This window comes from Intestinibacillus sp. NTUH-41-i26 (assembly GCF_032769475.1).
In the GTDB taxonomy this organism is placed as follows: domain Bacteria; phylum Bacillota; class Clostridia; order Oscillospirales; family Butyricicoccaceae; genus Agathobaculum; species Agathobaculum ammoniilyticum.
In genome coordinates this window covers 75,965-95,886 of record NZ_CP136477.1, presented here as the reverse complement: position 1 = coordinate 95,886, position 19,922 = coordinate 75,965, and the positions used below count along the sequence as shown (strand labels likewise).

Annotated in this window: 17 protein-coding genes; 6 read left to right on the top strand and 11 right to left on the bottom strand. The window is 59.0% G+C overall.

The annotated features are described in order from the left end of the window. Positions 1 to 54 precede the first annotated feature (54 nt). Together RX717_RS00415 and proC are read right to left on the bottom strand one after the other, a co-directional pair. Positions 55 to 384: a hypothetical protein gene (locus RX717_RS00415; protein WP_107631298.1), complete on the bottom strand. Its 330-nt coding sequence runs from the start codon at positions 382 to 384 to the stop codon at positions 55 to 57. Between the two features lie 84 nt (positions 385 to 468). Further along, positions 469 to 1,278 (bottom strand): pyrroline-5-carboxylate reductase, encoded by an 810-nt coding sequence (proC, locus tag RX717_RS00410; RefSeq protein ID WP_107631299.1) that lies wholly within the window; start codon positions 1,276 to 1,278, stop codon positions 469 to 471. Between the two features lie 136 nt (positions 1,279 to 1,414). Here proC and RX717_RS00405 point away from each other — a divergent pair, with 136 nt between their 5' ends. Further along, the gene (locus RX717_RS00405) at positions 1,415 to 2,308 is read left to right on the top strand and encodes an FUSC family protein (RefSeq protein ID WP_159068127.1); all 894 of its coding nucleotides are present in this window, start codon (positions 1,415 to 1,417) and stop codon (positions 2,306 to 2,308) included. A 72-nt stretch (positions 2,309 to 2,380) separates the two neighbouring features. Further along, on the top strand, positions 2,381 to 3,754 hold the full coding sequence (locus RX717_RS00400; RefSeq protein WP_107631301.1) for a sodium-dependent transporter: 1,374 nt from the start codon (positions 2,381 to 2,383) through the stop codon (positions 3,752 to 3,754). Between the two features lie 46 nt (positions 3,755 to 3,800). Here the strand turns inward: RX717_RS00400 and RX717_RS00395 are convergent, their stop codons facing one another. The 8 genes from RX717_RS00395 to RX717_RS00360 all read right to left on the bottom strand — a co-directional run bounded on the left by RX717_RS00395 (position 3,801) and on the right by RX717_RS00360 (position 11,052). Continuing rightward, on the bottom strand, positions 3,801 to 4,439 hold the full coding sequence (locus RX717_RS00395) for a CatA-like O-acetyltransferase (RefSeq protein WP_107631302.1): 639 nt from the start codon (positions 4,437 to 4,439) through the stop codon (positions 3,801 to 3,803). 115 nt (positions 4,440 to 4,554) lie between these two features. Continuing rightward, positions 4,555 to 5,664: an N-acetylglucosamine-6-phosphate deacetylase gene (gene nagA / locus RX717_RS00390; RefSeq protein ID WP_054328029.1), complete on the bottom strand. Its 1,110-nt coding sequence runs from the start codon at positions 5,662 to 5,664 to the stop codon at positions 4,555 to 4,557. 18 nt (positions 5,665 to 5,682) lie between these two features. Continuing rightward, the gene (nagB, locus tag RX717_RS00385; protein ID WP_107631303.1) at positions 5,683 to 6,420 is read right to left on the bottom strand and encodes a glucosamine-6-phosphate deaminase; all 738 of its coding nucleotides are present in this window, start codon (positions 6,418 to 6,420) and stop codon (positions 5,683 to 5,685) included. 253 nt (positions 6,421 to 6,673) lie between these two features. Next, positions 6,674 to 8,185 carry an N-acetylglucosamine-specific PTS transporter subunit IIBC gene (gene nagE / locus RX717_RS00380; protein ID WP_054328030.1) on the bottom strand — a complete coding sequence of 504 codons (1,512 nt, stop codon included), beginning with the start codon at positions 8,183 to 8,185 and terminating at the stop codon, positions 6,674 to 6,676. A 128-nt stretch (positions 8,186 to 8,313) separates the two neighbouring features. Further along, complete coding sequence (locus RX717_RS00375) at positions 8,314 to 8,571, bottom strand: HPr family phosphocarrier protein (RefSeq protein ID WP_054328031.1); 258 nt, start codon at positions 8,569 to 8,571, stop codon at positions 8,314 to 8,316. A 52-nt stretch (positions 8,572 to 8,623) separates the two neighbouring features. Beyond that, positions 8,624 to 9,118, bottom strand: coding sequence for a PTS sugar transporter subunit IIA (locus RX717_RS00370; RefSeq protein WP_054328032.1), 495 nt, complete (start codon positions 9,116 to 9,118; stop codon positions 8,624 to 8,626). 328 nt (positions 9,119 to 9,446) lie between these two features. Beyond that, a complete protein-coding gene (gene licT, locus RX717_RS00365) occupies positions 9,447 to 10,286 on the bottom strand; it encodes a BglG family transcription antiterminator LicT (RefSeq protein WP_054328033.1) in 840 nt (279 codons plus the stop codon). Between the two features lie 10 nt (positions 10,287 to 10,296). Beyond that, complete coding sequence (locus RX717_RS00360) at positions 10,297 to 11,052, bottom strand: copper homeostasis protein CutC (RefSeq protein ID WP_054328034.1); 756 nt, start codon at positions 11,050 to 11,052, stop codon at positions 10,297 to 10,299. Between the two features lie 214 nt (positions 11,053 to 11,266). Here RX717_RS00360 and trkA point away from each other — a divergent pair, with 214 nt between their 5' ends. From trkA to RX717_RS00350, 3 genes are read left to right on the top strand one after another with little or no spacing between them, the layout of a single operon-like run. After that, the gene (trkA, locus tag RX717_RS00355) at positions 11,267 to 12,640 is read left to right on the top strand and encodes a Trk system potassium transporter TrkA (protein WP_054328035.1); all 1,374 of its coding nucleotides are present in this window, start codon (positions 11,267 to 11,269) and stop codon (positions 12,638 to 12,640) included. After that, positions 12,637 to 12,942 (top strand): hypothetical protein, encoded by a 306-nt coding sequence (locus RX717_RS15825; RefSeq protein WP_442908785.1) that lies wholly within the window; start codon positions 12,637 to 12,639, stop codon positions 12,940 to 12,942. The genes trkA and RX717_RS15825 overlap by 4 nt, the downstream gene beginning before the upstream one ends. After that, a complete protein-coding gene (locus RX717_RS00350) occupies positions 12,926 to 14,083 on the top strand; it encodes a TrkH family potassium uptake protein (protein WP_442908784.1) in 1,158 nt (385 codons plus the stop codon). The genes RX717_RS15825 and RX717_RS00350 overlap by 17 nt, the downstream gene beginning before the upstream one ends. A 68-nt stretch (positions 14,084 to 14,151) precedes the next feature. Here the strand turns inward: RX717_RS00350 and RX717_RS00345 are convergent, their stop codons facing one another. Further along, a complete protein-coding gene (locus RX717_RS00345) occupies positions 14,152 to 15,879 on the bottom strand; it encodes a phospho-sugar mutase (protein WP_107631305.1) in 1,728 nt (575 codons plus the stop codon). A 370-nt stretch (positions 15,880 to 16,249) separates the two neighbouring features. On the opposite strand from RX717_RS00345, the gene RX717_RS00340 reads away from it, so the two are divergent. Next, a complete protein-coding gene (locus RX717_RS00340; protein WP_316960489.1) occupies positions 16,250 to 19,753 on the top strand; it encodes an S-layer homology domain-containing protein in 3,504 nt (1,167 codons plus the stop codon). The last annotated feature ends 169 nt before the right edge of the window (positions 19,754 to 19,922 follow it).

Here is a 19,922-nt window from a genome sequence, read left to right as displayed (position 1 = left end):
CTCCTTTCTCCCGGCAATAAGGAACGGGCGGAGGGTGGCTCCGCCCGCTTTGCCTTATTCCTCGTCTTCTTCGGCCTGATCTTCCTCCGCTGGCGCCTCCGGCTCGGCAGCCGCAGGCGCTTCCGCTTCCTCCGGCACCTCTTCGTCGAACGTGTCCTGATAGGAGGCGTCCGCCGCCGCGCACTCCTCCGCGCAGGCGCAGGAGGCGCAGTCGGATTCAGCGCGCATCATTTCCTCCAGCTCGTCCATTGCCTTGAGCTCCGCCTCATGATAAACTTCTTCCTCGCGCTTTTTCTGAAGCAGAACGAGCGCCGCCGTCGCGCCGGCCGCACAGGCCAGACTGGTCAGCAGCAGCCCGGTTTTTACTTTCGTCGATTTTTTCACGGTATCCACTTCCTCTCAAAGTGATGCGGAATATTTGTCTTTACTTTACCATATGGTCTACCTAAAGTCAATGGCGAAGGGTGGCTATTTGCCCAGTTCGTATGCGCGGGCAATGCAGTTATCGCACGCTTCCGCCAAAATATCGTACAGACCGCGCGATTCGAGCACCTTCATCGCCTCGACCGTGGTGCCGCCGGGCGAGCAGACCGCGCCAATCAGCTCGGCGGGCGTCCGGTCCCCCCGCAGCAGCATTTTGGCGGAGCCGATCATGGTCTGGCAGAACATCCGGAGCGCGTCCGCCTCCGGCACGCCGTGCTGTACGGCGCTGCGCACCATCGCGTCCGCGAAGGCGTAAATATAGGCGGGCGCCGAGCCTGCATAAGGAATGACCTCGTTGAGCATGCTTTCCTCATCGAACACCGCGGTCGCGCCCATGGTATCGAACAGGGCGCGCACGGCGTCAAGCTGCTCCTGTGTCGCGGCCGCGTTTTTCACAAGCTGCGCCGCCCCCTCGCCCAGCATGAGCGGCGTGTTCGGCATCACGCGGACAACCGGCGTATCCGCGCCGAGCGCGCGCTCGATCTTCGCAAACGTTATGCCCGCCGCGATCGAAACCACCAGCGGCTTTTCACACCGGCACCCTGACAGGACCGGCAGGATCTCATCAAAATTCTGCGGCTTGACCCCCAGCACGACCGTATCACACGCCGTATACACTTCGGTATAATCCCCCGTGACCGCAAAGCCCTTTTCCCTGTTTTTCTCGCGTTTTTCCGCGCTGCGGTTGAACAAAAGCGCCTGCGCGGGCGGGAACAACCCCGCGCGCACCGCGCCCTCCACGATTGCGGTACCCATGTTGCCCGCGCCCAGCACACCGAAACGGTAGGTTTTCATCCGAACACACTCCTTATTTTATGGCTGCCTGTAGGATTTATTATAGCACAGCGCGCTTTTGTGTGCAAACGCCTTGTGAAACGGTCTGTTTCATGGTACAATACTTTTATTATTCTATTCCGGAGGCGACGCCATCGTGGGACATTTGCTGCCGCATATCGGGCTACGGACGGTCAAGACCGGCCTGGCGGTTGCGCTGGCCCTGTTTTTTGCCGATCTGCGCTCCTCGCCCGCGGCGATCTTCGCAGCCATTGGCGCAATCGTCGCCATGAACCGCACGGTGGGCGACGCGTTCCAGTCCTGCCGCACACAGTTTTTCGGCATCCTGTTGGGCGCGGGCTTCGGCGCGGTGTTTGTCAACCTGTTCGAGGGGTTCCGCTATATCGGCGTCGGGTTGGGGTTGATCGCCCTGATCCTGCTCTGTGTGGAGCTCAAGCTGCAGTTTGCGGTGCCGCTGGCGTGCATCGTGTTCGTGTCCATCTGCCTGTCCCCGGCGGACGAAGCCTTTTTTTACGGCGCCAACCGCCTGCTGGACACCTCGATCGGCTTGGCCACCGCCCTTGTGGTCAACATTGCGCTCAAGCCGTACAACAACCGCGCGCGTATCACGGAGCAGTTCACCCATTTCCTGCAGTCCGTACCCGCTTATGTGGAGGCGCGTGTCATCTGCGGGCGGTATCCGGACCTTTCCCCGCTCAGCCGCCAGCTGGGGCGCATCGCGGAGGAGCTTTCCATCTTTGAAAAGCAGAACGTGTTCCGCTTGCCGGACCACCGCACGCAGGCGGTCTATCTGCGCGGCTGCGAGCAGCTCGCCAACGCCCTGCTGCAGGAGCTGACCGCGCTGTGCGCCATGGATGAAAAGGGTCGCCTGTCTCCGGAAAACGCGGAAAAGCTGTCCGCGCTCGGCCTGCATGTGCCGGATACGCTGCCCGCGCCGCCGCAAAGCGACGCGGATGTGGTGGGCAATTACCACCTGTCCGGCCTGCTTCAGGCCTACCACTACCTGAGCGAATTCAACCTCATGGAATGAGCCGTCCCAGGGTCGGGCATCCGGCATGGGGCAACAGAGAAAGAAATGTAGTAAGGGAGTTTAAAACAACACATGGAAAAGAAAAAGAGAAGCAGTTTTTCCAGCCGCATCGGCTTTGTGCTCGCCGCGGCCGGCTCGGCGGTGGGGCTGGGCAACATCTGGCGCTTCCCCTATCTTGCGGCAAAGTATGGCGGCGGCATCTTTCTGCTGGTCTACCTAATCCTGGCGGTCACGTTCGGCTTTGCGCTGATGATCACCGAAATCGCGATCGGCCGCCGCACCGGCCTGTCCTGCATCGGCGCGTACAAGGCGCTGGACAAGCGGTTCTCCGGCCTCGGCTGGCTCGCCTCGCTCGTGCCGGTTATCATCACGCCGTACTACTGCGTCATCGGCGGCTGGGTCATCAAGTATTTTGCCGATTATCTGTCCGGAAGCGGCAGCCTGCTGGCTGAAAGCGCCTACTTTGACCGCTTTATCGGCTTTGCCGGCGAGGGGCTGTTCGCCACCCCGCTGCCCTGGTTCCTCCTTTATGTGCTGCTGACCGCGGTGGTCGTGCTGCTCGGCGTGGAGAAGGGCATTGAGAAGGTGTCCAAGTTCATGATGCCCGTGCTGGTCATCCTGTCTATCATCGTGGCTGTGTTCTCGCTGACCATGGAGGGCGCACTGGAAGGCCTCAAGTTCTATATCGTACCGGATTTCAGCAACTTTTCCGGCAAAACCGTGCTGGCGGCCATGGGGCAGATGTTCTATTCCATGTCGCTGGCCATGGGCATTATGATTACCTACGGCTCCTATATGCCGAAAGAGTCCAACTTAGAGCGCTCGGTCGGCCAGATCGAGATCTTCGACACCGCGATCGCCTTTATCGCGGGTCTGATGATCGTACCGGCGGTGGTGGCGTTCAACGGCGGCGACCCATCCGGCATCAACGCCGGCCCCGGCCTGATGTTCGGAACGCTGCCGCAGGTATTTGAACGCATGTGGATGGGCCATCTGATTGGCGGCGTGTTCTTTCTGCTGGTGCTGTTCGCGGCGCTGACCTCGTCCATTTCCCTGATGGAGACCGTCGTCTCCATCGTGTGCGACAAGCTGCACTGGAAGCGCCGGCCGGCCACGGTCGCCGTGACCCTGTTCGTACTGCTGCTCGGCCTGCCCTCCTGCCTGGGGTACGGCCCGCTGGCTTCGGTCCAGATCCTCGGCATGGCGTTCCTCGACTTTTTCGACTTTATCTCCAACTCGGTACTCATGCCGATCGTGGCGTTCTTCACCTGCCTGCTGGTCGGCTGGGTGGTCGGCACCAAAACCGTGTCCGACGAGGTGGAAAAGAACTTCCCGTTCCACCGCAAGCGCCTGTTTGAGATCATGGTCCGCTGGGTCGCCCCTATCCTGGTGGTCTGCATCCTGGTTGGGCAGCTGCTCGATGTGACGGGCATCATGAAGCTGTAAAGCAAAAAACCAGGCTTCCTGCTAATGCAGGAAGCCTGGTTTTTTGCTATCCCAGCCACTCCGCCGGACAGCGCAGCAGCTCTTCCAAGTAACAAAAGAACAAATGACAGTGATACCCGTCCGCCGCCGCGTGATGGATCTGCAGCGTAAACGGCAGTACGGTTTCGCCGCCGGACGCGGTCAGCCTGCCCCATACAATGAACGGGCGCAGGAAGATGCGGTCGTCTTTCATCCGGAAAGAAACCTCAGTATAGGAAAACCACGGCACGCAGGAAAGCAGCACGGCGTTTTCCCGCGGCGCCGTACGCAGCCCTTGCATATGGAAACGCCGGATATCCTGCACCATCGCGGCATAAAAATCAGGGAATCGGTGCGTATATGCCGTACACAGGCTGTCCATCCGCCCCGTCTCCTCGGACAGCACGGTGTATTCCGGATGCACGGTGTCAAAGCGTCCCAGCCGCCCCGCGCTGTCATAGCCGAGCCGGAACTCTGGCCGGCTGTTCACGGCCGCCGCCACCGCCCAGGTAAACGCCGGAAAAAAGCGCAGGCCGCTTTCCTTTGTGTACCGGCGGAACGCGGTGACGCAAAGCTCCCGCGTCAGGCTGTAAACGCAGCCCGCCTGCATGAAATGCGTAAAGGTATCCCGCTGCTCCCAGCCTTGCAGGTCGATTGGATGGAACATATTTCCGCCCCCTTTTCCCCCATTATAGCACAGCCGCGCCCCCTGCGGCAAAAAAAGCAGGCCGGACCTGTAGGGTCCGGCCCGCTTCGGCAGGGAGGTGATATTGTCTGTTTTGTCAGATCAGCTGGCCGCGCAGGAGCAGTGTGTGGACGTTCAACTCGTCGTCCAGCAGCAAAACATTCGCGAGCTTGCCCGGCTCGAGCGAGCCATAATCGTGCTGCACGCCGATCGCGCGGGCCGGATTGGTCGAGGCAGAACGGATGGCCTGCCCCAGTGGTATGCCCATTTTGACCGCGCTGCGCACACAGTCGAGCAGGTTGGTGGCCGAGCCGGCGATCGTACCGTCATGCAGCGTCGCGCGGTTGCCGCGCACGGTGACCGCCTGCCCGCCGAGCGAGTACTCGCCATCCTCCAGGCCGGTGGCCATCATGCTGTCCGAAATCAGCATAACGCGGTTCCAGAACATTTTGAACGTCGCGCGCACCACGGCCGGATGGATATGCACCCCGTCCGCGATCAGCTCGACCGCGACCTCGTCGTTATCGGCCGCGGCACCGATAACGCCGGGCGCGCGGTGCGACAGGGGCGGCATTGCGTTATACAGGTGAGTGACCTGCCGCGCGCCGCGGCGAAACGCCTCGCACGCGGTATCGTAATCCGCCTCGGTGTGGGCGATGGACAGGCGCACCTCGCCCGCCAGCGCCTCGATGGTTTCCATCGCGCCCGGCAGCTCGGGCGCGAGGTCGCACAGCTTGAACAGCCCGTTCGCCTTTTTCTGCAGGCGGCGGAACATATCCGCGTCCGGCGCGTGCAGGTAGGCCGCGTTCTGGGCGCCCTTTTTGGCCTCCGAAATGAACGGCCCCTCCATATTGATGCCCACTAAAGCGGCGTTCCTGCTCTCCGTGCGGTAGCTCGCGGCAGCCTCCGCGATCACGGAAAGCTTATCCTCCGGATAGGTCATGGTCGCCGGACAGATAGCTGCGACGCCGTTCTGCGCCTGGTATCTGGCGATCGCGGAGATCGCCTCATGCGTCCCGTCGCAGAAGTCATAGCCCACGCAGCCGTGGAAATGCAGGTCCACCAGACCCGGCACCGCGTACAGACCGCCCATATCGACCGCCTCCGCCGTTGGCTCGGCGGCGGATATCCGGTCGCCCGAAATGGTCAGGCTGCCCGTGCGGAACGAGCCGTCCGGCTGGTATACCTTCAGATTTTTAAACTCCATACTTTCCCTTCTTTTCCTTTACAGCAGATCCCCGCACTTGGACAGCGCCGCTTCGTCCGCAACCACGGATACGTCGGTGTGGAGCTGCAGGATAGTCGCCGGCACGCGCGGCGTAACCGGCCCAAAAAACGCCTGGCGCACGATATCCGCCTTATTCTCTCCGGAAACGACGATCACTATGCGGCGCGCGAGCATGATGGTCTGCACGCCCATGGTATACGCCTGACGCGGCACATCGTCCGCGGAGGCGAAAAAGCGCTTGTTTGCCTCGATGGTGGACTCGGTCAGGTCGACGCAGTGCGTACCCTTGGAAAAGAACTCATCCGGCTCGTTAAAGCCGATATGTCCGTTCAGGCCCATGCCCAGCAGCTGCAGGTCGATCCCGCCGGCCGCTCGGATCGCCGCGTCGTAACGCGCGCACTCGCGCTCCGCATCGAGCTGAGCGCCATCCGGCAGGTTGATGCGCTCCGCCGGCACATTGATGGCGTCGAAAAAGTTTTTGTGCATAAAATAGTGGTAACTCTGGTCATGATCCGCGGTCAGGCCGCGGTATTCGTCCAGATTGAACGTGGTACAGGCGCCGAAATCCACGTCGCCCTTATTATACCACTTGATCAACTGCTCGTAAATGCCAATCGGGGAAGAGCCGGTCGCCAGGCCGAGTACCGAATCCGGCTTGAGGATGACCTGCGCCGAAATAATGTTGGCCGCCTTACGGCTCATATCGTTATAGTCCTTTGCGCGAATGATTTTCATATCCAGCACCTCTCCAACAAATAATAGATTATTTTATTATATCACAGCGGCGCGTTCCCATTAAGCGGTGCGCCGCCGGTCGCTGGGCTGATTTCACGGCCGCAGCACAGGGACAGGCACTGCCCGCCCGCAGAACGAATGCACACTGCCCATCCCTGCACGGGATGGCCCTGCCTGCGCTTGGAAAGCAGGGAGGCGGGCTGTCCGCCCGCCTCCCCGTTGCGCGGAGCGCAAATCCATGGGTTTTCTGTTTTTACAGCATCTTGTGCATCTCGTCGGCTACGAATTGCACCTTGGTACCCACAATGACCTGTACCGAGGTCTTGGACGGACGCATGACGCCCGCCACCCCCGCGGATTTGATCTTCTTTTCATCCACCAGCGTGTAGTCCTTGATTTCAACGCGCAGGCGGGTGATGCAGTTATCCAGCGAGGTGATGTTGTCCTTGCCGCCGAGTCCCTCCAGCACGGTGGCAGCGATGGCGGTAAAGTCATTGTTCGCCAGGGTCGCGCCCGCGTCCTGCGCGGCGGTATCGTCGTCGTCATCCTCACGGCCCGGGGTCTTGAGGTTGAACTTGCTGATTGCGATGCGGAACACGATATAGAACACAACGAACGCCGCGATGCCCAGCGGGATAATCAGCAGGGTCTTGGCCGCCGCAGGCAGAGAAGCGGAGAATACCAGGTCGGTCAGGCCCGCGGAGAACGAGAAGCCTGCGCGGAAGCCGAGCGCCACGGTGACGAACGCGAAAATGCCGTACAGCAGCGCATAAACAACGTACAGGGCGGGAGCCAGGAACATGAACGCGAACTCAAACGGCTCGGTAACGCCGCAGATGAACGCACAGAGCGCTGCGGAGCCGACCAGACCGATCGCGATCTTCTTCTTGTTACTCTTGGCGCAGTGAACCATTGCCAGGGCCGCGCCCGGGATACCGAACATCATGCAGGGGAAGAAGCCGGACATATACATGCCGAGGCTCCAGGTGATCGGCGCATTGGTCAGGCTCATATCGCCGGTGACCTTGCCGGCCCAGAAGTTCTGCAGGTCGCCCAGGCCGATGGTATCGAACCAGAACACGTTGTTGAGCGCGTGGTGCAGGCCGGTGGGAATAAGAAGGCGGTTAAAGAATGCGTACAGGCCGGCGCCAACTGCATCCAGGCTGACGATCGCCTCGCCCAAGGCAACCAGTGCGCCGAATACGATCGGCCATACGAACAGCAGGATTGCCGCAACCACAATGGATACGACAGCGGTTACAATAGCGACGCAGCGCTTGCCCGAGAAGAACGACAGCCAATCAGGCAGTTTGGTATCCTTGAACCGGTTATAGCAGGCCGCGCCAAGCAGGCCGGCAATGATGCCGATGAACGGGTTCTCAATCTTGCCGAACGCCAGCATCGCATCCTCGTTGTTCGCGATCGACGGCATGATGACCGTAACGACCGCGGTGTTCAGCAGCTTGGTGATCATCAGCCAGGATACCAGACCGGCAAGACCCGCCGTACCGTCCTTATCCTTGGCCATACCGACCGCAACGCCGATGGCGAACAGCCAGTGCATGTTGTCAATGAGCGCGCCGCCCGCCTTAATCAGGAAGAAGCCGATCGTGTATGCCGCGCCGCTGGCGACATAACCATTGACCTCGCCCGCCATGGCAGCGGGAGCGAGCGCGTAGCCAATCCCCATCAGGATGCCGCAGATCGGTAGGCACGATACCGGCAGCATCAGGGCTTTGCCCAGTCTCTGCAAATACTTTAACATAGGATTTTCCCCTCCTCATTTCTTTCAGGCCTTTCTTTATCCGGCCCTATGTAGTGCCGCGCGCCTTACCGAGCCGAACGGCAAGGCGCGCATTATTCCACTGCCCCTCGGGGCAAAATGAAAACCTCTTACAGGTTTGCCTTGAGGAACGCCTCGATCGCTTCCGCGGCCGCATCCTCGTCCGGCCCCTCGATCGTGACCTTGAGCGGATCCCCCTTCTTGGCGCCCATGCTCATCACACCCATAATGCGCTTTGCGTCAACCTCTTTCTTCGGGGAGGCAACCATGATTTTGGACTGGAACTTCGCAGCCTCTTTCACCAGCATGCCGGCCGGACGCGCGTGGATGCCGAGCTCGTCGGTAATCGTGTATTCAATGGTTTTCATAGGGATGACTTCCTTTCCTGAATAATATTTGAATTTTTGAGGGTAAACTGGTTTATTTTGCCTGCAGCGTCAGCAGCACGTCTCCGGCCGCGACCGGTCCAGTCTTTTCCGTCTTTACAGCGGCGAATCGGTCCGTGTTGCAGATAATGACAGGCGTGACCGTTTCATAGCCCGCGGCCTTGACCGCCTCGGGGTCGAATTCGATCAGCAGATCGCCTTTTTTGACCCTGTCGCCCGCCTTGCAGCACGCCTTGTAGTGCTGGCCGTTGAGCTGGACCGTGTCAATGCCGACGTGGATCAGCACCTCGGCCCCGTCCGCCGTGGTCATGCTCACCGCATGGCCGGTGTCGAACATCACGTCGATCGTGCCGTCCGCGGGCGCCGTTACGCGGCCTTCGGCCGGCAGGATGGCCGCGCCCTGCCCGAGGATGCCCTGCGCAAACGTCGGGTCAGGTACCTCCTCCAGCGGGACGACCGTTCCCGCCATCGGCGCGGCGATCGAGATGCCGGCGGAACCGCCGAACAATCCCTTGAGTTTCCCAAACATACAATCACACCCTTTTTCGACGAGTATGTCCTCCTGATGCAAAAAGTATCCAAAAACGAAAAAGAACCAAATTTCGCCGCAGTAACACAGTCTTACCTAAAAGACAAACTACGAGAAATTTGGTTTTGCCCGCCGGAGCGGTAACAATCCAATCATTCAGAGGACATTGTTTACTTGTTGAGTGTATTGTAACAAATTGTTCACAATTTTGCAAGCCCGATTTGCACGGCAAACTATCCGAAAATGTCATCCTTTTTTTGTGAGTTCATACCAATAAAATCGGTTTCACCAACAAAAAAGGAGGCCTTTCTTTGGCCTCCCGCTTGCTTTAGCCAGCATTTTTATCCATCACGCGCGCGATATGTATGGTGAGGTAAAGCAGCTCGTTCTGTCCGGAGGCGAAGCCCTTTTCCCGCTTGACGTAGGCGCACACCTTTTGCGCGCAGGCGAACGCGCGGGGGTATTTATACCGCACGACGCCGAGCAGGTCCGCGTCCTCATCCCCGTACTGCTGGCCGCTCACGATGCGCCGCGCGAAAAACTTCAGGTGCGTCACAAAGCGGTAATAGTCGATCGAATCGCAGTCCGGCTCAAAGCCGTAAGCGCTCCGCACGATGCGGAACACCTCCTGCATGAGATAGGTCATATCGTACACGTCGCGGATCTCGCCGCCCACCTGCGCGTTGACAAAGTGCATGGCGATAAAGCCCGCCTCGTCCTCGGTGAATTCTACGCCCGTTTCCTCACGGACGATCTCATTGGCCTTGCTGCCCACCTGGTATTCATCCTTGTAGAACTGCCGGATATCCCACAGCAGGGGATTGGGCAGGCGGATGCCCTCCTTATACCGGTGGATAGCGGCCGAGATATGGTCGGGCAGGGTGACATAAATACTGTCCGACAGCTCTTTCCCCAGCGCGATCTTGGCATGGTTGATAATGCGCTCGCTCATCAGGAAGTGCGGAAGCGGGATGCTGGTGATGAGCTGCTGAAACCGGTCTGAAAGCTGGTCCGAGTGCAGCGTGAAGCGTTTTTCCACCTGCGCGGCCGGCGCCTCGTCCCCCGCGCGCCGGCCAAAGCCCAGCCCACGCCCCATCAGCACGGTTTCCGCGCCGTTTTCGTCCAGCGCCACAACCACGTTATTGTTCAGTACCTTTTCAATCCGCATGGCTTTCCCCCTATTCTGCGCCGCAAAGCGCGTCCAGCGCGCATCGCGCGGCGCGGACAGCCGCCTCATCGCACCGCCAGACCTCGAATTCGCTGATGCCGGGCAGCCCCATCGGCACCCCCTCGCGCCGGTAGGTCATGCGGCTGTTTTCTGTCCGCTTGGCGGACAGGTGGAACGCGTCCGCCCCTGTCATCGGCTGCAGCGCGCGGATCACGTCCGCGTTCACGCCCGCGCCGACCAGGATCTGCGGCCGGCCGCCGCTCCTCCCGACCAGCTCGCGCAGCAGCGCCGCGCCCTCGGTGCAGCTTGCCTGCCGGCCGGAAGTCAGGATGGTGTCCACGCCCAGACGCCGCGCCGCCGCGAGCGCCTCAAATGGGTCGCGGCACACGTCGAACGCGCGGTGCAGCGTGATCCCGCAGCCGCCCGCCAGCGCGATCAGCTCCGCCATGCGCGGCTCGTCCAGCGTTCCGTCCGCCCGAAGCACGCCGATCACGACCCCATCCGCCCCCAGCGCGGCAAAGCGCCTGACCTGCCGCCGCAGCAGCTCGAACTCCTCCTCCGAATACAGGAAATCCCCGAACCGCGGCCGCAGCAGCACGCGGATCGGGATATCCACCCGCCTGCGCACCATGCGGAATAGGTCCTCATCCGGCGAGGTGCCGCCGATCACCAGGTTCGCGCACAGCTCGAGCCGCATCGCGCCGCCGCGCGCCGCGCTGACCGCGGATTCGACCGAATCCACGCATACCTCCAGCACCCGTGCCATGTCCCATCCCTCCCTTTATCAGGGCGCTTCCCGCCCGATTGCGCCGCGCCCCGTCCGGCGCAGCTATTTGCTTTCAGTATACCATGCGCCGCAGCCGCGGTCAACGCCGCCGCGGCGCGCAATATCTTCGGAAAGATATTGTCTTTTTGCCGGTAAAACGGTATAATCGCTATGGGCATTAAGAAAATATTAAGATTCGTATCGGAGGCGCATTATGCGTATCATTATTGTAGGCTGTGGCAAGGTCGGCTCAGCTTTGGCCGAGCACCTTTCCAGCGAGGGGCATGACCTGACGCTCATCGACCTGTCCGAGCGACGGCTGGAGGACCTGACCACCTCGCTTGACGTGGCCTCAGTCAAAGGCAGCGGCACCAGCTACCATGTGCTGCAAAGCGCCGGCATCGAGGACTGCGACCTGCTGATCGCCGTAACCGCACATGACGAGATCAACCTGCTCTCCTGCCTGATCGCGCGCAAGGCATCGGGCTGCCATACCATCGCGCGCGTGCGCGATCCGGAATATGTTTCCGAGGTCGGCTTTATCCGCGATGAACTTGGCCTGTCCATGGTCATCAATCCGGAGTTATCCACGGCGCGGGTCGTTTCCCGCCTGATCCGTTTCCCCTCCGCAATCGGCGTGAGCACGTTTGCCAAGGGGCGTATCGAGCTGCTGGACATCCGCCTCCCGTCCGGCTCCCGTCTGGCGGGCATGCCGGTCTGCGAGATCAACGTCTCGCTGCATACCCATGTGCTGCTGTGCATGGTTCGGCGGGCGGGTACCACCTTTATCCCCAAGGGCGACTTTATCCTGCAGGCGGGCGACGATATCACGATCATTATTCCCCCAAACGAGCAGGTCTATTTCTTTGAAAAGATCGGCGTGCCGCACAGCCATATCGGCTCGGCCATGCTGGTGGGTGGCGGAAAAATATCGTTTTTCCTGGCCGGCATACTGCTCAACTCGGGCATTTCGGTCAAGATCATCGAAAACCGGCTCGACCGCTGCGAGATGCTGTCCGAGCTGCTGCCCGGCGCGACCATCATCCACGGCGACGGCACCGACCGCGACCTGCTCGACGAGGAGGGGCTGGCCACCTGCGGCGCCTTTATCGCCCTGACCGGCATGGACGAGGAAAACATCCTGCTCGCGCTGCATGCGGGCCGCCATTCCAAGGCCAAGCTGTTCACTAAGATCAACCGCGTCAATTTCGAGGAGGTCATCGAAAGCCTGCCCATCGGCGCCATCATCCGCCCTAAGCAGACGACCGCCGACCTCATCAGCCAGTACACCCGCGCGATGCAGAATTCCATGGGCTCCAATGTGGAAACGCTGCACGAGCTGCGCGGCGCGGAGGCGCTCGAATTCCGCGTGGCCGCGCACGACCTGACCGGCGTGCCGCTGCAGGACATGCCCATCCGGCCCGACGTGCTGCTGTGCTGCATCAACCGCCGCGGCAAGCGGATCATCCCGCGCGGCCAGGACATACTGCAGGAGGGGGACACAGTCATCGTCGTTTCCACCCGCGAGGGCATGAACGACCTGCAGGATATCTTTCTGCCCCGTGAAACGGAGGAACAGAGGCCATGAATCACGCTATGGTGTGCTACCTGGTCGGCTGGATGTTGAGTGTGGAGGGCGGCATCCTGCTGCTGCCCATGCTGACAGCAGTTATCTACCAGGAACCGATCGCGTTCGCCTATTTGGCCGTGTCCGCGCTCTGTCTGGTCTTTTCCTGCCTGTTTACCCGCTGCAAGCCCAAGAACACCCGCTTTTACGCGCGGGAGGGCTTTGTCACCGTATCGCTGTGCTGGATCGTACTCGCGCTGACCGGCGCGCTCCCGTTCTGGCTCAGCGGCGAGATCCCCCTCCTATGTGGACGCGCTTTTTGAAAGCATCTCCGGCTTCACCACAACCGGCGCGACCATCCTTGGCGATGTGGAGGCGCTGTCGCACGCCTCGCTTCTTTGGCGCAGCCTGACCCACTGGGTCGGCGGCATGGGCGTGCTGGTGTTCATGCTGGCCGTGCTCCCGCTCGCAGGCGGGCAGACGATCTACCTGATGCGAGCGGAAAGCCCCGGTCCATCGGTAAACAAGCTGTCGCCCCACCTGCGCGACACCGCGTTCATCCTGTACGCGATCTACCTGGGTATGACCGTTCTGGAAATCGTGCTGCTGCTGCTCGGCGGCATGCCGCTGTTCGATGCCGTCAATACTGCTCTGGCAACGGCCGGCACGGGCGGCTTCGGCATCTGGAACAACTCCATGGCGCATTACAGCGGCTATTACCTGCAGGCCGTGGTCACGCTGTTTATGATCCTGTTCGGCGTAAATTTCAACATCTATTTCCTGATCCTGACGCGCCGCTGGAAGCAGGCGCTCCGGATCGAGGAGCTGCGCGTTTACCTTGGCGTAATTGCCGCCTCCGCCCTGCTGATCGCGTGCAACGTCCGTCATCTGTTCGGCGGCTTTTTTGACAGCCTGCACCACGCGCTGTTCCAGGTCGCCTCCATCATCACGACCACCGGCTTCGCCACGGTGGACTTCAACCAGTGGCCCGCGTTCAGCAAGTGCATCCTGGTGCTGCTCATGTTCATCGGCGCCTGCGCCGGCTCCACCGGCGGCGGCATCAAATGCTCGCGTGTCCTGCTGATGTGCAAAAGCATCAAAAAGGAGATGCAGTTCCTGATCCATCCGCGCTCGGTGCGCGTCAATAAGATGGACGGCCGGCGCGTGCAGCATGAGGTTATGCGCTCGGTCAATGTATTCCTGATCGCCTATCTGATCATTTTTATCCTGTCCACTCTCGCGCTGTGCCTTTCCAGCCAAGACCTTGTCACAAATTTTACCGCGGTCGCGGCCACGCTCAACAACGTCGGCCCTGGCCTGGAGCTGGTCGGTCCGTCTTCCAATTTCGGCTTTTTCGACCCGCTCAGCAAGATCGTGCTGATGTTCAACATGCTGGCGGGACGCTTGGAGCTGTTCCCCATGCTGCTGCTGTTTGCGCCGGATACCTGGCGCAGAAACCGCTGACGCGGCGCCGTACAAACGCGAAAAACCCCCGAAGCCTACTTCGGGGGTTTTTCAGCGGATCCCGCTGTTCAGCGGACGATCTCCTTTGCCGCGGCGGAGAGTGCCTCCACCTTTTCGGCGGCCGCCGCCTTGCTGTCGCCCTTGGCCATGATATAGACCTTGACCTTAGGTTCGGTGCCGGACGGACGGATGATAAATGTCGTTCCGCCCTCCAGTTCGTAATACATGACGTTCTGGCCTTTCAGCTCCATCTGCTCCGCGCTGCCGTCCGCCATGCGGGTGCGGATGCCGGACATATAATCGCGGGTGTACTCCACCTGATGCGTGCCGATCCTGCCGAGCGGCTTTTCGCGCAACTCTGCCATCAGTTCTTTCATGCGCGTCAAGCCGGAAACGCCGGGCATGGTGATGGAAACCGTCTTTTCGCAGTAATAGCCGTATTTTTCGTACATTTCCTCCATCGCGTCGTACAGGGTCTTGCCCTGCGTGCGGTAATAGGCCGCCATCTCCGCGATCAGCATGGAGGCGGTCACGGCGTCCTTGTCGCGCGCGTAGTCGCCCGCGAGATAGCCGTAGGACTCCTCAAACGCAAAGAGGTACTTGTGCGAGCCGGTCTTTTCAAACTGCTTGATCTTTTCGGCCAGGAATTTGAAGCCCGTGAACGTATCAAAGCACGCCACGCCGTTCTTTTCCGCCGCTGCGCGTGCCATCTCAGTCGTCACGATCGACTTGAGCACCGCCGGATGCGCGGGCATGGTGTTCGTCAGCTTGCGGGCGGTGATGATGTAATCGATCAGCAGCACGCCCACCTGGTTGCCCGAAAGGGTGACATAATCGCCGGTCTTGTCCTTGAGCACAATGCCGGTACGGTCGGCGTCCGGATCCGTGCCGATAATGAGGTCGACATCGTTCCGCCGCGCCAGCTCGATCGCCAGGTTGAAGCCTTCCTTGTATTCCGGATTGGGGTTTTTAACCGTCGGGAAGTCCCCGTCGATCTTCATCTGCTCCGGCTCGCAGATGATATGCTTATAGCCCAGCCGGCGCAGGATCTCCGGCACCAGGCGGTAGCCCGCGCCGTGGAACGGGGTGTAGACCAGCTTAAACTCATCCGCGACCTGCTTTACACAGTCCGGATTGACTGCGACCTTGAGCACCTCGTTGAGATATGCCTCGTCCGTTTCCCTGCCCAGAATGCGGATCATGCCGCTTTCCACAAATGCGCCGTAGTCGCCCGTGCGCACGCCGCTGAAAATATCGGTCGCCGCCATTTCCTTGGCGACCACGTCGGCCTCCGCGGGGGGCAGCTGCGCGCCATCCTCCCAATACACCTTATAACCGTTGTATTCCTTAGGATTGTGGGATGCGGTGATATTGATGCCCGCGATGCAGCCGTAATGGCGGATCGCAAAAGAAAGCTCTGGGGTCGGACGAAGCTCGTCGAACAGCAGGGTCTTGATGCCGCTCGCCGCAAGGATGCAGGCCGACTGTTTGGCAAATTCAGGCGAAAAATGGCGGCTGTCGTACGCGATCGCAACACCGCGGTCCATGGCGGCTTTTCCGTTGGATACGATCAGGTTGGCCAAGCCCTGAGCGGCCTGTCCCACGGTAAAACGGTTCATGCGGTTGAGGCCTACGCCAAGCACGCCGCGCAGGCCGGCTGTTCCAAAGGACAGCGGGGCAAAAAAGCGGCTTTCGATCTCTTCCTTATTTTCCTGAACGGACTGAAGCTCCGCGCGCTCGTTCTCAGTAAGCGCCGGATTCTCCAGCCAACGTTTGTATTCTGCAATATAGTCCATTGGTATCACCTCATCCTGTAATTTGGCCAAAGCCACTATATAAATTATACAATATCTATCTGTCAATGCAAGGGCTTTTGTGCGAATTCGTGAAAAGCACCTGATACTCCGGCACTTATATACAAATATAAATATGCATTTTTGTGTATATTGTTTCATTGCAGTAAGGTTTTACAAACAAAACAAAAATCAGGGAAAAATTTATTTGGCATCTATGGTTATTCATTGCCTTTCCTGCATATAAGGAAAATATGCTTCAATTTTCCATTTTTATAAAATGTTTATTTTAGAGGGTATTTTTGACCGCATTCCGGCAATTTCCTCTATATTATGTGCAGTATCGCGCCATCAGAAAAAGGTTCTCGCACTGGTGCTGGCGTTCGCATGCGCGTTCACCATGTTTGCCGGTGCGGCGTTCACGGACGAGGCGGACATTGTCAACGCAGAAGCCGTGGACCTGCTGACGGAGCTGAACATTATCAATGGCTACAGCGACGGCAGCTTCAATCCTGAGGGAGACGTCACCCGCGCTGAGTTTGCCAAGATGATTTATGTCATCCGCAACGGCGGCAACGACGACGCTTCCGCTCATGCGAACAACCCGACTTCGTTCACCGACCTGACCGACAGCTGGTATCAGGGCTACATCAAGTACCTGCAGAATACCGGCATCGTTGCGGGCAAGACCGCGACCCAGTTCGATCCGGACGGCAACGTAACCACCGGCGAAGCGCTCAAGATGGCGCTCGTTCTGGGCGGCTACCGCGCGGACAAGGCTGGTCTGACCGGCACCAAGTGGCTGACCAACACCGTCACCCTGGCAACCACCAACCGCCTGCTGAACGACGTTAACTCTTCCATCACCGGCGCCTGCACCCGTCAGGACGCGGCGCAGATCCTCGCCAACGCGCTGGATATGACCGCTGTCCGCTACTCCGAAATCGTTGAGGATTTCGTCAACGATTCCGAGGACGGCCTCGCTCTGGGCGGCTCTTCGATCTCCGTTGGCCGCAAGTGGATGGATCTGTGGACCAACGTTGGTACGCTGATCAGCATCGACGGCTCCGACCTCGATATCCAGATGTCCTCTTCTGACCGCACCGACAGCGACAGCGACGACGAGCATTTTGTCAAGGTTGACACCGACTACTCGAGCCTGCTGGGCCAGAAGGTCAAGGTTCTGTTCAAGGACGGCAAGAACAACTCTGTTCTCGGCGTTTACCCGATCGACGACAACAGTGTTGTCACGGTCAATCAGAACGAGATCAGCGTCGACGCCGGCAAGATCGTCATTGACGACGAGAGCTACTCGGTTGAAACCGACGGCGTGACTGTAATCCGTGACGGCGAAGAGCTGAACGAAAACTGGAAGGCTGGCGCGTTCAAGGATCAGCAGTCGGCGGACGTGATCACCCTGATCGACACCGATGACAACAACAAGATCGATACCGCTTACATCAAGACGGTAGACGTTGCCAAGGTTACCTATGTCGCTTCCTCGCAGATCATCGCGGGCAGCAAAACCTACAAGTTCTCCGAAGACACGATCGACGAGGACGTTGAGAAGGACGACTGGGTCATTATCACCAAGAACCTGTACAACGACAACAACGATATCGTCGTAGCCTCCAAGGCGACCGGCACTGTTGAGGCCACCAAGGATAAGACCGGCTGGAAGCAGTACCAGATCGGCGACGAGTGGTTCAATGAAACCGATTCCTCCAACAAGGACATCAACACCAACGTAAAGCCGGGTGTTGAGGCAGAATATGTTGCCGTAAACGGCATTCTGTTCTACGCTGACAAGACCTCCGCTGGTTCCGACAAGCTGACCGACGTTCTGTTCGTGTCCTATGTTGGCCAGGACGGCCTGTCCAACGATCAGGCGCGCGTCATGTTCCCGAACGGCGACAAGGCGACCATCAACCTGAAGAACACCTACTTTACGCAGCAGAACGGCGATAAGGGTACCGCTATTGTTCCCGGCCAGTTCTACGAGTACAGCAAGTCCGGCAGCACCTATGAGCTGATTGCCCTTGCCTCCACCGCTGACTTCTACGGTGATTTCACCTACGAGGGCAAGGAGGATCTGGATACCGCTGGCGATAAGGTCGACACTGACCGCATTTCTGACAGCGCAGACGTTATCGTTTGGACGACGGACAGCCACGGTACGCCGGCCAACACGACCAAGGCTGACATCAAGCACATCACCGGCAAGCAGCTCAAGGCGCTGGTAAGCGACGGTACGCTCGATGTCGATGGCAGCTCCAACAACCTGTATCAGGCTACTCTGGGCTACTTCACCTCCGACGTGGACGGCCTGAACCGCGCTTCCGTTATCGCTGTTGAGTTCAACGGCAACGGTTCTCTGGGTACTACATTCGACAATATTTCTTCGAATGCGAACTACGGCTTCATCACCAAGGACGCTGTTAAGCTCTCCAACGGCAACATCAAGTTCACCGTTTGGACCGGCGCTGAAAACGTTGAGGTTGTAGCTGAAAAGTCCCGCGAGAACGACTTCACCAAGGGTACTATCGTTGGCTACACCGCGATCAATGATGAGGATGGCAACAAGGTCATGACCGACGCTGTTGCGATCACCTCTGGTGTAACGGCTGGTTCCATCACCTCTGTTAACTCCAAGGGCACCACGATCGAATCCAGCACGATTAACCTCCCGTATGAGGATCTGGATGATTACAGCACTGTTCTGTACGTTGACTCCAAGGCTGGCACCGGCTTGGAAGATGGCGTTGCAACCAAGGCGAATAGCCAGAAGGTTAACGGCACTACCTACTACGCGACCAACCTGCTGGTATACGGCGGCGAGGTTATTGTAATCGACGTTAACGAGATCGCCGGCAAGCGCTATGGCGCTTACACGCTGCCCTCTATCTCCGGCCTGTCTGACGTACAGTGGCTGAACACCCGCACGAACGACACCGACGAGGGCGCGGCTTACGAAGGCGCGATCATGCAGCTTTCGTTCTACGCTGACAAGGATGGCACGCTGACGCTGACCAATGTTGCCGATATCGAGACTAACGACAACGACGGTACGGTTACCCTGTCTGTCAAGGGCGGCGAATACAACCTGTTTGATTCGCTGATCGTTACCGGCGCAGGCAATGTTACCGCGACCTTTACGGCCAACGGCTCTACCCCGGCTCCGGATCCGTCTGCTGCTACCGTTGAAATCAAGTCTGCGGCTCCGTCCCTGACTTTCGGCGGTACGACTGCATTTGATGTAAACGTTGTTTACAAGAACGCAATCGGCGAGACCCCGAAGATGGAAGTTTACACCAAAGCTGATGCTACCACCCGTAGCACCAACCTGGTAGACTCCACTAATGTTACCGAAACGACTCCGTTTGGCTTTATCACCAGCAACAATGAAACTGCTGCACAGGGCAAGCTGACTCAGGGTGCTACTCTGGCGGCTGGCGACTATGTGCTGGTAGTTAAGGTTGGCAGCGCTGAGGATACTCAGGAGTTCTCGGTGGCGAAGCAGAAGATTACTGCTGTGACGATTGCAAGCTTTACAGAAGCGGCTGATAGTGACTCTCTGGCTACTTACGACCCGGGTACGCTGACTGCTACTCTGACCCCGACTGTGGCTGGCACGGCAACTCCGGTTGTTGACGAGGCTGCTTGCGTTATTGCAAATGTTGACGGCGATACCATCGCAACAGGTGACACGATTGTTGTGAAGATTACTGTTGAGTTGACTGATGCGAACAACAACGAATTTGCATCGACGATTCAGGCGGACAATGTTACGCTGACAGGCGCAACCGCTACCGAAGTAACGGGTGTCGCAATTGAAAATGGTGATCTGGTTATCACCGCTACCACTACGGTTGCTTAATTCCGTGCTTGCATTCGAAAACCCCTCTCGAAAGAGAGGGGTTTTCCCTTTTTACTTCACGGCTATGTAGTGATAAGACCGCTCTGCCGTATTCGACATGACATAGTCGGCAAAAACCTGCGTGCTCTCCGTGTAAACGCGGAAACCACCCGCCTCGATGTTCAATACC

Coding starts and splice junctions, on each gene's coding strand:
- RX717_RS00395 (WP_107631302.1), bottom strand. CDS start 4,439: ATGTTCCATCCAATCGACCTGCAAGGCTGGGAGCAGCGGGATACCTTT.
- RX717_RS00345 (WP_107631305.1), bottom strand. CDS start 15,879: ATGGACTATATTGCAGAATACAAACGTTGGCTGGAGAATCCGGCGCTT.
- licT (WP_054328033.1), bottom strand. CDS start 10,286: ATGCGGATTGAAAAGGTACTGAACAATAACGTGGTTGTGGCGCTGGAC.
- nagB (WP_107631303.1), bottom strand. CDS start 6,420: ATGAAAATCATTCGCGCAAAGGACTATAACGATATGAGCCGTAAGGCG.
- RX717_RS15825 (WP_442908785.1), top strand. CDS start 12,637: ATGAATCACGCTATGGTGTGCTACCTGGTCGGCTGGATGTTGAGTGTG.
- nagA (WP_054328029.1), bottom strand. CDS start 5,664: ATGGAGTTTAAAAATCTGAAGGTATACCAGCCGGACGGCTCGTTCCGC.
- nagE (WP_054328030.1), bottom strand. CDS start 8,185: ATGTTAAAGTATTTGCAGAGACTGGGCAAAGCCCTGATGCTGCCGGTA.
- proC (WP_107631299.1), bottom strand. CDS start 1,278: ATGAAAACCTACCGTTTCGGTGTGCTGGGCGCGGGCAACATGGGTACC.
- RX717_RS00370 (WP_054328032.1), bottom strand. CDS start 9,118: ATGTTTGGGAAACTCAAGGGATTGTTCGGCGGTTCCGCCGGCATCTCG.
- RX717_RS00360 (WP_054328034.1), bottom strand. CDS start 11,052: ATGGCACGGGTGCTGGAGGTATGCGTGGATTCGGTCGAATCCGCGGTC.
- trkA (WP_054328035.1), top strand. CDS start 11,267: ATGCGTATCATTATTGTAGGCTGTGGCAAGGTCGGCTCAGCTTTGGCC.
- RX717_RS00375 (WP_054328031.1), bottom strand. CDS start 8,571: ATGAAAACCATTGAATACACGATTACCGACGAGCTCGGCATCCACGCG.
- RX717_RS00400 (WP_107631301.1), top strand. CDS start 2,381: ATGGAAAAGAAAAAGAGAAGCAGTTTTTCCAGCCGCATCGGCTTTGTG.